The sequence below is a fragment of the Mycobacterium sp. 155 genome, assembly GCF_000373905.1.
GTDB lineage: Bacteria > Actinomycetota > Actinomycetes > Mycobacteriales > Mycobacteriaceae > Mycobacterium.
Map to the genome: position 1 here is coordinate 1,025,776 of NZ_KB892705.1, position 14,523 is coordinate 1,040,298.

Below are 14,523 nucleotides of genomic sequence, written 5' to 3' on the forward strand. Positions count from 1 at the left end.
ATGGCGACGACGACCTCTTCCGCAGCTCAACTGACTGCGCTGCTCGACGCGCTGGGTGAGCGTGCGGTGTCGCAGGACAACCCAGACCTGCGCGCCGCGACCGGCTTGGTCGCCGACATCGGGCGGGTTGCAGTGAGTGGCGATGAACACGACGTCCGCGGTACGCAGAGCGCAGTTGGTGCCCTGAGAGGAAGCCTGGGGGACTGCACCCCAGCCCAGTACCTGCATAGTGTCGACGGCCAGACGTTTCTCGCTGGAGCGTTGTGGGCGTTGTCGGCCGTTCTTGATCGCCGGTTGGATTCGATAGGGGAGCAACGCGCGGCCGGCCAGCACCACACGCGCAAGGAGCAAATATCGCAGCTGGTCTCGGTCGCGCTGATCGAGAACTCCGCTGTGTCACCGTCGGAGCTTCTGAATTCGAAATTGCGTGATGGATCGAACGTACGGCGCGACGAGCTGTCACGGACGTTCAGCACGTTTGTCCAAAACGGTTGGGCCCATGTGGTTTCGGGCGATCAGGGCCGAAAGAAGTTCTTTGCGGCCACTCCAGCAGGTAGGGATGCTCTGGGTCGGGGCGCAAACGTCGAGGGTGTGTACGCTACTGCGCCATAGTTGAGTTGCCGACACGCGGCGCCGGCGCTGTCGGCCCACCCCTCGGCTCCGGCCACGGGATCGTCCAACAATTACCTTCGCCCGCCGCTGCGTCGGGATGAACGCGCGCCTTACATAGTTGGTTGTTATCGGCTGATTGACGCCGGATTGCGTTGGGGGGCCTGACATAGGTCGCCTTTATCGGCGACGGCCTTGTTCACCTTGGCGGAGCAGCTCTCTCAATCGGTTTGCGCCGCGGTCAGTTACCGATGGTGAGCTCAGCACGTACGCGGCGGCTTCGTCGGGCGTTATGCGGCCTGCACTGACGTGCTCAGCAAGGTGTGTGCGGAGGTGCGCCTTCTCGTCGGGGTTTGTCCATCCGTTGCGACCTCCGTAGAAGATCACGGATTCGAGATCGTCGCGGACCTCTGGGGTGATTCGTGATGCGGTCACCTTGCCGGTTAAGAGGTTCAGCGCGTTGGCTGTGGCGGCCCATTCACTCAGGGACAGCAATGAGCCCTCGACGATGGCGAGCGAGTGACCTCGCGCCAGATTCATGGCCAGATGCAGCGAGCGCTCGGTGGGCGCGAACGCCAGTACCGGGCCCGGGTCGTGGATTGTGCGACTTTGGGGCGTGGCGTGCCCGCCGGCCCGAATGATGTCCTCGAAGTCAGTGTATCCGAAGCGGGCGGCGTTCTTGGCGTTGGTGACGAGGAGCGGCGGAGCCGCTTCAGCCTCACTACGCCTCCAAATCCATTGTGCAGCAAGTCCGATAGCGTCCGCCCACGGACGCGTGGGGTCATCGTTGGGCACCCAGGCGGCGGCACCGAGATGGGTGCTCGGGTGCCGATCAGATGTCATGACTGCGTCGTCTCATAAGGATCGGTCGATCGACGGGGGACGCTGCTGGTCGATGGCGAGGGTCGGGGCGCCGACGCATCGCCGCCACACGAGCGGCGACAGCGTCCCCGTCCCGAGGCGCTCATGTCATCAGCTGTGGCTGCCGTGGGTATGCAAATCCGTCGGTGCCCTCCACATGGTGTTGTCATTCGCATGGGTTCAATTTACGGCGGTGCACCGACACCTCACAGAGCGCTTCTAGTCGTGGCTGCGTCTACCGTCAATCAATCTCCGTTTCCGTATTGCGACCGCCCTGTCGCAACTGTTGCGTCGACATATTCGCAATGCCCTGACCACACGGTATGAGCATGTGAAACATTGTCCTCAGCGAGATGCGAGCCTAAGCCGAGCCTGGGCTCGGCGGCGGCGACCGTCAGGATTTCTCTTCGGTGGAAGCGAAGAAAAGCGATGCCTTTTATGAGCACGTTTACGTCGCGAATCCCGACCCTGTCACGACTCCCGAGAACGGCAGGCTGAGGTGACGTTGTCCAGTATCTTCCCAAGCATGAGCTGCGGATTTATTCAGGCGCGATGACCACAGAGGAACTTCCTGCCGGCGACGCCGAGCGGATCGCCCGTGTCGTCGCGCTCCAGCTGGTACCGAGTAATTTGCACTACCTCGCCGCGCTCAGCTGCCTTGTTTCGCACTCGTTGAGAGAGCCCGTATCAAGCGATGTCGCTGACTCAATCGCTGCGATCGAGTCGAAGGTGGGCATCTCTGTAGCGCAGATGAGCGAGGCGTTCACCGGATTGCCCGTCGTCGAGGTGCCCTTTTTCAAGAGCACATACACAGTCCTCCAAGGGATCACTACAGATTCGGGCACTGTAATTCGTCATCTCCTGCCGGCGATCTTCGGTAGATTTCGCCACCAGTTTCCCGAGACTTTTGTACGTAATGTGGATGCCGCCGCGAGATTTCTCCTGCTAACGAGTGACTTTGTAACCGCGCATACCGGCCTCGAGCTGTTCGACGCGCCACCACCATTGTCGGCGCTGAGATTGCCGACTGGCGAGGACGCGAAGACCCTGGCTGAGGCTCTGATATTGGACGAGGCGGAGTTCTTCGACGGCTTGCCCGCGGGAATGGTCGAATACCTTCAATCGATGTTCTTCGCCGATACGGAGACGCTGCCAGCCCGGGACACGGAGGGCGTCGAGGAGGCGCTCATTGAGCGCCCGTTCCTGCGGACGGGGGAAGGAAAAGTTGTCATTGCGGCACCGCATGAGTTGATGGTGACGCTGCGTCACGCCATTTGTATTGAGGCGACGGCCCACGATTGCCATGCATTGCTGCTGGAGGCCCTGACGGCGCACGCAACACGGTTGACTGGTCAGCTCTGTGAATCCCTGTTCGATGCAGCACCGCAGGTCAACTCCGCTCCTGGCTCGGCGACGTTGCGCGGTGTGATCGACGGCGACAAGGCTCTGGAATTTCGGGCATGGATCCCGACCCTCGAATCGTCGGCTAGCAGCGTATTTGGCGACTTTCTCACGTTGGCGCCACCGGCAGCGGAACCGAACGATGCTGGACGCCAGCTGACTGTTGATGTGTTCTGGCCCCTCGGACGCGACTTCCAGTTGCTCACCCCGAACGAGCAAATGCACCTGTGCACCACATTCGAAGATCTGGAAACGGTGCTAAACACCCCTGGCACAAAACAACTGAGCCTGTGGTACTTCGCCGAAGCACTTGATCGCCTCAGCGAGACTGCTGAGACGGTCTTGCACAGCGGACTCGCCGAACTGTACGGCTATTACGTCGAGGGGGAGGAGTCTTTCTACGAAGGCGACGACTCGCCACCGTCTACTGCACTTGTTATAGATGGGGACTACGCAGCCTCGCTGCGCCACACGGCTACACGTCGAGCTGGCCGCAGGTTCGTGAACATCGCCAACGTCGTTCACGAATCGTTGCTTTGCCACGGCGAATCAACCTCGGTGCGTGAGGTAATCGCCTGGCCGCGCATTATCTTTTCTGCCGACTTCGAGGACTTCGCGATATGGGTCGAGCTCGAGGTCCAATCATCGTCCGATGCATATCGCACGCGCACCCTCGCGGAAGCGCTCGCCTACTGGGCATTCCACGTTTACGCCGAACAGCCGGAGTTGTTCTCAACCTTCGATCGGGATGTCCAGATCCTGCTCAAGCCGTCGGACTGGTCCGAGGAATCGGACCCGCGATGGATACGACCGGGGCCCGCCGTTGAAGGCAAGGACCTCACCTTCGAATTTCGGCCGCCCCAGAAGCCGGCTCCACCAGCCCCGGCGAACGCGTTGGACCGCGAGCTTGTCGCCGAATTTGTGTTCTTGCTCAGAAACATCAACGGGTCCGCGCAGCCGGGTGACCAGTCCGACTCCCTGCTGGAATCCCTAGCACCTCCAGGAGAACGGCGCATGATTCACGTAGTGCGCTCGGACACCGACCCGCTCGCCTGGCCAGGAGCGCTACCACCGGCCCGGACAATATCCAAAGCCTGTGTGGCGCAACTACTCGACGAAGTAGGCACCCATCTCCGGCTGGACTGCAACCGTGCAGTGGGCGATATCGCGGACACCGAACGGACGGCCGTCCTCAACGACGAAGTCGTAGCTTTCCTCCGAGACAAACTGGCGGAAAGCCTTGGCAAGTACGACTTCCCAGCGATGCTTCAATACCTCATCCAGGCCAACGAAGCGTTACTGCACCAGCAATACGTAGAGCGCGCTCGGTACCCAGCGCGACTCGCCTGCTTTGGTCAGGACTCCGATGAGGTTCGGGACCTCGCAAAGTGGATCGGTGAAATGAGCACGGCATCAGTCTCCTCGAGATTTCTTATCGAGTATTGCGCTGCACTGCAACCACCTTCAGCTGCAGCGCCAACACTTGAGGGATACGAGAAAATTCTGGCCATTGCCTCAGAAGTCGTGAACAAGGGCTTTCTCTCGGATGCCATCCATGTCGGCTTGTCGAACGCACAGCTGATGATTCTCGAGTCCGGTCGACTCGGCATCAGCCGCGATACCGACCACTACATGAAGGGGCTGCAAAGCCTCCTCAGCGCCAACGCCCAAGCCATCTACGACGACGCCACACGTCCAGAAGGCGAACCAGACGACGAGAAAGGCAACGACGACCGCACAGCAGCCGACCATCTCGCGACAGTTGAGTGGGGATTTTCCTTCACCGATGTGACCTCGTTTGCCCGTGAGATTGTGGGCGCATCGCTCGACGCTGGTCAAGAAGACGTAGGCAGCCTATCCACAGCCCATGTCCGACAAGTCATGTCGTCGACGCTGGACTGGGATGAGAAGAAAATTTCCGCACTCCTCGACGAGCTCACGATGACCCGCGAACCGGACTTCTGGTCGCTCGGACCCGAGGCGTTCCCATGGCGCTACAACCGGGCCCGCTCATACCTTCGACGCCCACTTATTGCATCCACAATCGATGGAACCGACCACGTAATGTTCGGCCACCGCAACACACTTCGCACTTCCTTCGAGCTGCATGGTCAATACCTCTCAGGCCGACTAAAGGCACGCACATCCGAGATGAAGACCGCACTTAGCGCCGCCACAGACCGGAAAGGCACCGTGTTCGAGGAACGCGTGGTGGAGTATCTCCAGGGTTGGTGCAAGCCAGTTCGGAGAAGAGCCAGGCGATTCGGACCCCACGACCTCCGCAACATCGGGGGTAAGAACCTTGGAGACGTCGATATCGTTGCCTTCCACGAGGACACCAACACATTGTTCCTGATCGAAGCCAAAGCCCTTCTGGTTGCCAGAACCCCACGCGAGATGGCCAACGAACTCGGCGCCCTGCTCGTGGGACCGAAATCGGCGGTAGAACGTCTGCGCCTACGCCATGAATGGGTAAGCGACAATCTCAACGATGTACTACAGGAATTACGAATCACGCCGACGTCGACCGTCACTCTCACCCCGTTGATCGTCATCGATGCTGACCTCCTAACACAGCAATTCAATTCGCCCTACCCAGTCATTACCGCCACGAACCTTAAGCAGCCGCTGCAGTGACTGCGCGAACCACAGCATGGGGTGACTTCGCCATGGCGGTAGAACGGCTCGCAGCTCGAATTGGTGACGCAGACGATTTCGCAGTAGAACCGGGAAGCTCGCTAGCGGGAGATGACCGTGCTGCCAACCCATTCAAAGTTAGTGAAGCAATCCGGCATATCATCAACGCGGCCGTCGATCAGCTTCACGGCGCAAAGGTTGCCGATCACGATTCTGAGCCACGGCACTTGGCCGTGAGTGCAACGCTCGCGCGCGCGGCAATCGAGAATGCGGCTGCAGGCCTATGGATTCTAGGCCCGCGCCAGCGGAACCCTCGCATCGAGCGCGTGTTGCGGTGGCACTCCCGCAACTACAACGACTTTCAGCTATTCCTAGACGCTGCAGATCGCGACACAACAGCGGAAAGCGACCGCAATCAAAATGCCCTAGAACAGATTCGAACCGTTGCACGAGCCGGAGGTATTGACCCCACCGTCGCCACTGGCGGATTTCGAGTCACGAAGCCACTCATCGAGTGCTCCGAATTTACTGACGTGCCCGTGCACAGCACGTGGCAGATCGCCTCGGGTTTCGCCCATGGGCGTATCACGGATTTCTGGAGCGCCAGAACATCACGACCGGCCAGCAGCCGGCGTACCGTCTGAGCTCCCGCATAGAGATGACAAGCTACCTACCCGTATAGGCAATGCGCCTGCTAATGGAGCTTTTACGAATGCGCGACGTTCGGGCGGGAGTTTTTGCATGAGCGTTCACTACTGGTTGGAACGCGCTTCGGCCAGCCGCACTGCGGTCGGCTCCGCTACCGCCTCGACAGGCTCTTCTCGAACGGGAACGAGGTGACGATGTGAGCTATGACGAGCACGAGTTCGATCTGAAGGCGCTGTCCGGACTGCAATTCGAGCAGCTGGTCGCAGCACTGTTGGCCCAAGAGAGAGTGCCCGTAGAGGCGATCAGCAGAGGCCAACTGGACGGGGGCGTTGATCTGGTTGTACATCGAGAAGACGGGAGTCGCCAGTTCGTAATCGTGAAACATGCAGCCACCCGGACCATCTCACGCCAAACGATCGCTGAGGTAGCGCGGCTACGGGACCAGTACGGTTTGGGTACAACTGGTCTGTTCGCCACGTCTGGAATGGTCTCTGCGTCGAGTCGGCAACTGCTGAGCGACTCAGGTATTTCGGTGTGGGACGGCGCTGCTATAGCCGCGAAGCTGTCCGAATCTGGGCCGATCCGGAACGCGTATGCGTCGGTGCGACACGCTGACGATGTGCTCGCTTCGCTGAGCACGGTGGCGGGCAAGTCACGCTCTGCGACTGCGCTGACGGTTGCCGAAGAGTTGGCAGCGATTCCTCCTGGTAGGACGCACTGGCGAGACTACGAGCGGGTGGGTTCGCGGATACTCACGGACGTCTTCCTTCCGGAACTCGGCGCTCCCAGCCCCCAATATCGCTCCGATGATGGTCTCGACATCATGGATGCGGTGTACCCGATCCGGTCGCAAAACGGACCATGGGCACGGGCAAGGGCAGAGTACGGCAGTCGGTTCGTGGTTGCAGAGTTCAAGAACTACTCAGAGCCGGTCGGCGCGGACTCAGTGCGACAAATACATCGCTACCTATGGCGCAAGGCATTCAGGACGTTCGGGCTCCTGGTATCACGCCACGACCCATCCGAGGAGGCACGTGCGCAGCGCCGTCGGGCATGGCTCGGCGACGAGGGTGCTCACGCGCTGATTGTGTTCATCAGTGACGACGACTTGATCGGGATGGCGGACTTGGCCAGTCAAAATCGCAATCCGTTCGACGTGATCGACGCTCAGCTCGAAGACTTCTTTATAGGATTGAACCCATGAATCCATCTGTCGTGGAGGCGAACCCGTGAATCGAGGGTGCCAGCCCCGAAAGGATGATGAAAGCACTGGCGGCCAGTCAATTTCAGGCGCTGGACGATGCTGGCGTGCATCGAAGCGCCGGCACTATCAGACCGCCGGTTAGTTCATTGCGGCAACCGGCTGCTGCTGTGGACCGATGCCCTCGTCCGGGTACCGAAAGTCGTTGCACGACAGGACGGAAAGATCATCGACGAAAGACTCTCCGTGGCCGGCGTCGCCAGGACGAGCATTCCTGGTACCGTCCAGCATCCTCGACCGCGTCAGCTGTCACGGCGGCCCGTCACCTTGTCGCTCGACAACGTCACCTGATGAGCCGCTCAGCCCGGAGCCACGCGACGATGTCGAATGTCCGCCGATTCTCCTGTCCGGTGGATAGATGGTCGACGCCGCGCCGCCCCGCGTAGCGGTGGATGGAGGCCGACCAGCTACAGCAGGACCAGGACAGACAGAGAGAACCCGGCTGGCGCGCGTCTCACCGGAAGGTATCTCATCCGTCGACTGAGGACGGGTCGGACCGGGCTGGACGTGTCGCTGTCGGTCTGCAGGTCGCAGACGGGCAACGCCCCCCGCGAGCAAGGGGAGCGGTTTTGCGGAGTGGATGCAGGTGGTTCGCCTCACCGCCCGGAAGCGAAGAGTCAGCCGATAAGACGGCAACATGTATGTGCCGCCTCCCAGGATTGAGCGCTAAACAGCACGGTTAGCGGCGTTTCAGCAGGTTCATGACGTCAGTGTGGGGGTTTGTGTCGGAGGTGACGAAAACCGGCTACCACAAAAAAATCCACTCCGACCGAGGTCAGAGCGGATTTTTGGACACGCACAGCTAACTTTTGTGTCCGAGGGGGGACTTGAACCCCCACGCCCGTTAATAGGGCACTAGCACCTCAAGCTAGCGCGTCTGCCATTCCGCCACTCGGACTCGCCAACCTCACGGGTTGGGCGCCTAAGGCTAACGGATTGAGGGCCCAGGCCCCAAACCCGGGCGGTCAGACCCAAGGTGTCGGCTTGCCGTGCGTCGGTCGGCGCAGTGATCCGAATCGGTGGTACGAATGGTCAGGTGACTGTCCCCGTGGGCAGCGTTGACGAGGTGGTTGACATCGTCAGCGCTCTGATCAGGTTCGATACCTCCAATACCGGCGATCTTGCCACGACCAAGTGCGAGGCGGACTGCGCTGAGTGGGTTGCTGACCGGCTTCGTGAGGTGGGCTACACCACCGAATACGTCGAAGCCGGTGCACCCGGGCGGGGCAACGTGTTCGCGCGGCTGCCCGGTGCCGATCCGCAGCGCGGGGCACTCATGATCCACGGGCACCTCGACGTAGTGCCCGCCGAACCGGCGGACTGGAGCGTGCACCCGTTCTCCGGCGCGATCAAAGACGGCTACGTGTGGGGCCGCGGTGCGGTCGACATGAAAGACATGGTCGGGATGATGATCGCCGTGGCCAGGCACTTCAAGCGGGCCGGCATCGTGCCGCCGCGCGACCTGGTGTTCGCGTTCGTCTCCGACGAGGAGCACGGCGGCACTTACGGTGCGAACTGGCTGGTGGACAACCGGCCGGACCTATTCGCCGGGGTGACCGAGGCGATCGGCGAGGTCGGCGGATTCTCGCTGACAGTTCCGCGCAAGGACGGCGGTGAGCGGCGGCTCTATCTCATCGAGACGGCCGAGAAGGGCCTGTCCTGGATGCGGTTGACTGCGCGGGGCCGGGCCGGCCACGGGTCGATGGTGCACGACGACAACGCTGTGACGGCGATTGCGGGCGCGGTCGACCGGCTCGGACGGCACCGCTTCCCGCTGGTTCTCAACGATGCCGTGGAGCAGTTCCTGGCCGCGGTGTCCGAAGAGACCGGATACGAATTCGACGTCAACTCCCCGGATCTCGACATGGCGATCGAGAAGCTCGGCGGGGTGGCGCGCATAGTCTCGGCGACCCTGCGTGACACCGCCAACCCGACGATGCTCAAGGCCGGATACAAGGCCAACGTCATACCGGCCACGGCCGAGGCGGTCGTGGACTGCCGTGTGCTGCCCGGTCGTAAGGCGGCGTTCGAGCGCGAGATCGACAAATTGATCGGCCCGGACGTCACCCGCAGCTGGGAGCGCGACCTGCCCTCCTACGAGACCACGTTCGACGGTGACCTGGTCGACGCGATGAACGCCGCGCTGCTGGCGGTGGATCCCGGGGCACGTATCGTGCCCTACATGCTCTCCGGTGGTACCGACGCAAAGTCGTTCCAGCGGTTGGGAATTCGCTGCTTTGGGTTCACCCCGCTACGGCTACCGCCGGAGTTGGACTTCGCCGCGCTGTTCCATGGGGTAGACGAGCGGGTGCCGATCGACGCACTACAGTTCGGCGCGAAGGTCCTCGAACATTTCTTGACGCACTGCTGAAAGGGCATCGTGAGTGATTCGCCGTACGACAAACTGCCGCAGCTGCCGACGTTCACGCTGACCTCCGAATCGGTCACCGACGGGCAGCCGCTGGCCAACGACCAGCTCAGTGGCATCTTCGGAGCCGGCGGCAACGATGTATCGCCACAGCTGAGATGGTCGGGATTCCCCGAAGAGACCAAGAGTTTCGCAGTGACGGTGTACGACCCGGATGCGCCCACACTGTCGGGCTTTTGGCACTGGGCGGTCGCGGACCTGCCGGTCAGCGTCACCTCTCTGCCCGCCGATGCCGGCAACGGCGACGCGTTGCCGGGCGGTGCGGTCACGCTCACCAACGACGGGGGCCTCAAGCGGTTCCTGGGTGCGGCCCCGCCGGCCGGACACGGCCCGCACCGCTACTACATCGCCGTGCACGCGTTGCCCGTCGAGTCGCTTGAGCTACCCGAGGGCGCTACGCCGGCGTACCTGGGCTTCAACCTGTTCGGCCAGGCTATCGCCCGCGCCGTCATCCACGGCACCTACGAGCAGAAGTAGCTTTCTCGCCGAGCAATAGCTCCTATGTCAAGCCGCTGCTGATTGTGGCGGCTGACTGGGGGTTTGGTGGTCGGGGTGGCCGGCGTCGCGGCGGAGGGCTTGGTAGACGCGGCGGGCGATGCGGCGTTTGACGCAGCGCCGGGCGGCGGCTTTGGTTTTCCCGGCATCGACCAGCTTGTGGTAGTAGATCTGCCCGGCGCTGCCGGTCATGCGGATCTGGGTGACGGCGATGCGGTGGAGGGCAGTGTTGAGTTGACGGTTACCGGCGCGGCTGAGCCGCATCTGCCCGGCGCTGGCCCCCGACCACGCCGGGATGGGCGCGACTCCGGCGTGACAGGCGAACGCCGCCTCACTGGTGAACCGGGTGACGCCGGCGGCTTCGCCGACGATCTTGGCCGCAGTCAGCTCCGCGCAGCCGGGGATCTCCAGCAGCGCCGGGGCGGACCGGTGCGCGCTGGCCGCCAAACGCTTGGCTAAGGCGTTGATCTCGCTGGTGAGTCGGATGATGTCGGTCAGCTCTGCGCGGGCAATTTCGGCGACCAGACCCGGCAGCTCCGTCAGCCAGGCCATGAGCGTCTGCTGCTGCTTGACGGCACTGAGTGAGCCCACCGCGGCGGCCCGCTCGGGATCGAGGTCATGGGCATGCCAGAGCAACCGGTTGATCGCCGAGGTACGTTGTGCTACAAGGACATCACGGCGATCGGTCAACAGTTTGAACTCCCGCGACGTCTCGTCATGAGACGCCACCGGCAGGTCGGGTTCCCGCAGCACCGCCCGGGCCACCGCGAGCGCATCGATCGGATCGGACTTGCCCCTCACCCGCGCGGACTTGCGGGTCTGGGCCATCAGCTTGGTGGGCACCCGGACCACTTTTTGCCCGGCGCCCAGCAGGTCACGTTCCAGGCGCGCGGACATGTTGCGGCAGTCCTCGATGCCCCAGATCAGCTCGGTGCCGAACTGCTCGCGCGCCCACGTGATGGCCGTGTGGTGCCCGGCGGTGGTGGCCTTGACGGTCTTCTCGCCGAGCTTGCGTCCAACCTCGTTGACCGCGACAAAGGTGTGGCTGCGCTTGTGTACATCGGCTCCAACAACAACCATGGTGGTTGCCTCCTTCAGTCATGAAGAGGGGGTGTATTGAGGTTGGGCCGGGCGGCGGACACTTCTCAGTCGGGGCGATGCCACGCTCCTATCAAGTCACGCCGTCCGGTCCTTCTCATCTGGTGCCGGCACTACTGCTCAACGCCAACCCCCCAAAAAAGGGGCGGCAGACGCGAAATGAGCCAGACACCAGATGATCCGGAACCAACCACCGCACGCGGGGTCTGTCACCTCGACACACCGCAACACAGCACCCTCACAATGACACTGAGACGTGAAAGTACCCGAAACGCCGGTCAGAGAGGGGCTTTCACGTCTGCTCGCGAGAGATGGTCGAGCCCACGGCGTCGGTGAGTGACGCGAACCCGCCGGCGTGCAGACGCGCGGCAATGCCGTCGTGAATCTGCTTGGCCCACAATCCGCCGCCATAGATGAACCCGGTGTAGCCCTGCAGCAGCGTGGCTCCTGAGACGATCCGGTCCCAGGCGTCGTCGGCGGTCTCGATACCGCCCACGCTGATCAACACCAGCTTGTCGCCCACGCGCCGGTACAGCCGGCGCAGCACCTCGGCCGAACGTCGGGCCACCGGCGGTCCGGAGACGCCGCCGGCTCCGAGTTCGGCCACACCCGGCGTCACCAACCCGTCCCGCGATATCGTGGTGTTGGTCGCGACGATTCCGGCGAGCTCCAATTCGACTGCCAAATCAGCGATTTCATCGATATCGGCGTCGGAGAGGTCGGGTGCTATCTTGACCAGCACCGGTTTTGTCGTCTCGGCCTTGACCGCGGCCAGGATCGGCCGCAGCGAGGCCACCGCCTGCAGGTCGCGCAGCCCGGGGGTATTGGGTGAGCTGACGTTGACCACAACGTAAGAGGCCAGGCTGCCCAGCAGTCGGGCGCTCTGCGCGTAGTCCTCGACAGCGTCCCCGGCCGGCGTGATCTTGGTCTTGCCGATGTTCACCCCGATCGGTACATCGGCGGTGTGCCGGGCCAGGCGTATCGCCAACGCGCCCGCACCGGCGTTGTTGAAGCCCATCCGGTTGAGCAGCCCGCGGTCCTCGGGCAGGCGGAACAACCGTGGCTGCGGGTTACCGGGCTGTGCCGCTGCGGTCACGGTGCCCACTTCGGCGTACCCGAAGCCCAGCGCACCCCAGGTCGTCAGTCCGCGGCCGTCCTTATCGAACCCGGCCGCCAGACCCATCGGGCCGGGGAAGCGCACTCCGAACACCGTGCTGGCCAGCACCGGGTCGCTCGGTGCCAGCCGGCCGCGCAGCGCTCGTCGCAACGCCGCCGGGCCGGTGGCGATGCGCAGCAGCGCGAACACCCAGACATGGACCCGTTCCGGCGGCACCAGGAACAGCGCCCGCCGCAGCGTGCTGTACATCACGGCGTCGGCTGATCCGGGGTGCCCGGCATGGTGGCGGCGGTTTTCTTGCGGCGCAACAGCACCCGTCGGCTCCCGTCTGTGTAGGCCCGTACCCGGGTCAGTTCCCAGCCGCGGTATTCCGCTTCGATGGACAGCCGGATGGAGGCGCTCACCCTGGTCACATCGGGTGGCAGCCGCAACGGCACCCAGTCGTATTCGTCGGAGAGTCCTTCGGCGTCCCACCCCGGTGGCATCCGGCCGCGTTGAATCGAAGTCACGATGCCCCCGCGTGGGGGATCACCTGCACGCCAGCTCCTGACCCGGACACCACATACAGTGTGCCGGATTTGTCGTCGTAGGCCAGGGAGTTGGGTTGCTGCACGGTTCGATAACGCACCTTTTCGACGGGAATGCCGGTGTCAAGATCGTAACCAATCACCGTGTTGTCCGCTGTCTGCGACACCCAGGCCAGGCGTGCGGAGGCCACCAGCCCGTACGGGGCGGCCCGCACCGGGTAACGCTGACGCATGATCAGCGGGTCGGTGCCGAACACCAGCAGTTCGTCGCCGCGGGTGTCGGCGACGAGGACCCGGCCGTGCGGATCGGCGACCATGGTGGTGGCGCCGTCGCCGGCGCGCAGCGCCTGCTCGGCCTTGGTTCCGGTGTCGTCGACCTCAGTGACCGAGGTCTGTCCACGATCCAGCACCACCGTGGTGTTGCCTTGCGTGACAAGGGCATCCACGCGTGCGAAGATCTTTAGCCGGGCTCTGACCGTATCCGGTGAGCTCAATGTGTAGACCGCGCCGTCAGCACTGCCGAGCACTGCATTACCGTCCACGCGCAACGCGATCGCGGTGAATTCGGTGTCCTGCTGACCGCCGACGGTGACCTTGGCGGCTTTGCCCGTCGCGATATCTACCCGGAAGTAACCGCCACGGGTGGTCAGCAGCAGCTCGCCGTGGCCGTCGCTCGTCATCGCTGACGCCGTCGTGGGTAGCAGGACGGTGCGCGGCGGCTGGGGCCCGGCCACCAACGTCACTATCGACTGCCCTTGCGGGCCCGGTCCGAGCAGGGCCAGAGTGGCCGTTGCTGAATCGAACGTCGCGGACTGGGCGTGACCGCCGACAGGAAGGACTTCGCCGTCGGGCGTGCCGGTGGCCGGGGGCGATACTGCGGCCTGAGCGGGTTCGATGGTTGGTGGCGGGGCGTCGGCCGGGTTCGACGAACAACCGGACGCAAGCAGCAATGCCAGTGCTGCCACGGCAGCGCAAATCGGCTGACCTGCAGGGATTAGGCGCAACGGACGGCTCTCGATCGGGGTGGATGGTCGACCGCCAAGTCTAGGCAAGGCCGTCGCCGGCAATTGGACGCGTCTGCGCACGTGGTTGCATAGGCAAGAGTATGGTGCCAACCATGACCCTCGCCGCAGACCGGGAATCGAGGCACCAGGAGTTTGCTATCGAGGACATTTCCACGGGTGTCCATGCCAGTGGATTTGGCCAGGTGGGTGACGGCCGGACCTTCTCCTTCCATATAGAACACGGGCAGTTGATCATCGAGGTGTACCGACCGCGACTGTCCGGTCCAGTGCCCTCCGAAGAAGATGTAGTGGCGCTCGCCAGCCGCAAGCTGACCGATATCGACCTGACCGACGAGCGCAGCTTGTCGGCGACCGTACGTGACGCGGTTGCCGACGCACAGCCGGTACCGCGACTTCTACGCTGACCGAACCCCCAC

11 protein-coding genes, 1 tRNA gene and 1 pseudogene are annotated in these 14,523 nt (G+C 63.0%); 7 read left to right on the forward strand and 6 right to left on the reverse strand.

Going from position 1 to position 14,523, the window contains the following annotated elements; genetic code table 11:
- Window positions 1-612 (forward strand): hypothetical protein, encoded by a 612-nt coding sequence (locus B133_RS0104720; protein WP_018599569.1) that lies wholly within the window; start codon window positions 1-3, stop codon window positions 610-612.
- A 177-nt stretch (window positions 613-789) separates the two neighbouring features.
- On the opposite strand, the gene B133_RS24035 is transcribed toward B133_RS0104720, so the two are convergent.
- Complete coding sequence (locus tag B133_RS24035) at window positions 790-1,452, reverse strand: hypothetical protein (RefSeq protein WP_018599570.1); 663 nt, start codon at window positions 1,450-1,452, stop codon at window positions 790-792.
- Between the two features lie 570 nt (window positions 1,453-2,022).
- Between B133_RS24035 and B133_RS0104730 the strand changes: the two genes are divergently transcribed.
- The 3 genes from B133_RS0104730 (at window position 2,023) to B133_RS0104745 (ending at window position 7,360) form a co-directional block, all read left to right on the forward strand.
- A complete protein-coding gene (locus B133_RS0104730) occupies window positions 2,023-5,508 on the forward strand; it encodes a hypothetical protein (protein ID WP_018599571.1) in 3,486 nt (1,161 codons plus the stop codon).
- 32 nt (window positions 5,509-5,540) lie between these two features.
- Window positions 5,541-6,152, forward strand: a complete 612-nt coding sequence (locus B133_RS24265; protein ID WP_157625784.1) for a hypothetical protein — start codon at window positions 5,541-5,543, stop codon at window positions 6,150-6,152.
- 200 nt (window positions 6,153-6,352) lie between these two features.
- A complete protein-coding gene (locus tag B133_RS0104745) occupies window positions 6,353-7,360 on the forward strand; it encodes a restriction endonuclease (RefSeq protein WP_157625785.1) in 1,008 nt (335 codons plus the stop codon).
- 869 nt (window positions 7,361-8,229) lie between these two features.
- Here B133_RS0104745 and B133_RS0104755 read toward each other — a convergent pair.
- A tRNA-Leu gene (locus B133_RS0104755) sits at window positions 8,230-8,315 on the reverse strand.
- Window positions 8,316-8,453: 138 nt separating this feature from the next.
- Between B133_RS0104755 and B133_RS0104760 the strand changes: the two genes are divergently transcribed.
- Window positions 8,454-9,788, forward strand: a complete 1,335-nt coding sequence (locus B133_RS0104760) for a M20/M25/M40 family metallo-hydrolase (protein ID WP_026255970.1) — start codon at window positions 8,454-8,456, stop codon at window positions 9,786-9,788.
- 9 nt (window positions 9,789-9,797) lie between these two features.
- Window positions 9,798-10,322, forward strand: coding sequence for a YbhB/YbcL family Raf kinase inhibitor-like protein (locus B133_RS0104765; protein WP_018599577.1), 525 nt, complete (start codon window positions 9,798-9,800; stop codon window positions 10,320-10,322).
- A 30-nt stretch (window positions 10,323-10,352) separates the two neighbouring features.
- Here the strand turns inward: B133_RS0104765 and B133_RS0104770 are convergent.
- From B133_RS0104770 to B133_RS0104785, 4 genes and pseudogenes are all read right to left on the reverse strand, one after another.
- A pseudogene (locus B133_RS0104770) lies at window positions 10,353-11,420 on the reverse strand (IS110 family transposase); the annotation flags it as partial.
- 310 nt (window positions 11,421-11,730) lie between these two features.
- Window positions 11,731-12,804 carry a quinone-dependent dihydroorotate dehydrogenase gene (locus B133_RS0104775; protein ID WP_018599579.1) on the reverse strand — a complete coding sequence of 358 codons (1,074 nt, stop codon included), beginning with the start codon at window positions 12,802-12,804 and terminating at the stop codon, window positions 11,731-11,733.
- Complete coding sequence (locus B133_RS0104780; RefSeq protein WP_018599580.1) at window positions 12,804-13,040, reverse strand: DUF5703 family protein; 237 nt, start codon at window positions 13,038-13,040, stop codon at window positions 12,804-12,806. Before B133_RS0104780 ends, B133_RS0104775 begins: the two co-directional genes overlap by 1 nt.
- A 20-nt stretch (window positions 13,041-13,060) precedes the next feature.
- Complete coding sequence (locus B133_RS0104785) at window positions 13,061-14,047, reverse strand: hypothetical protein (protein ID WP_018599581.1); 987 nt, start codon at window positions 14,045-14,047, stop codon at window positions 13,061-13,063.
- Between the two features lie 152 nt (window positions 14,048-14,199).
- Here B133_RS0104785 and B133_RS0104790 point away from each other — a divergent pair, with 152 nt between their 5' ends.
- On the forward strand, window positions 14,200-14,511 hold the full coding sequence (locus B133_RS0104790) for a hypothetical protein (protein WP_085974242.1): 312 nt from the start codon (window positions 14,200-14,202) through the stop codon (window positions 14,509-14,511).
- Window positions 14,512-14,523: the final 12 nt, after the last annotated feature.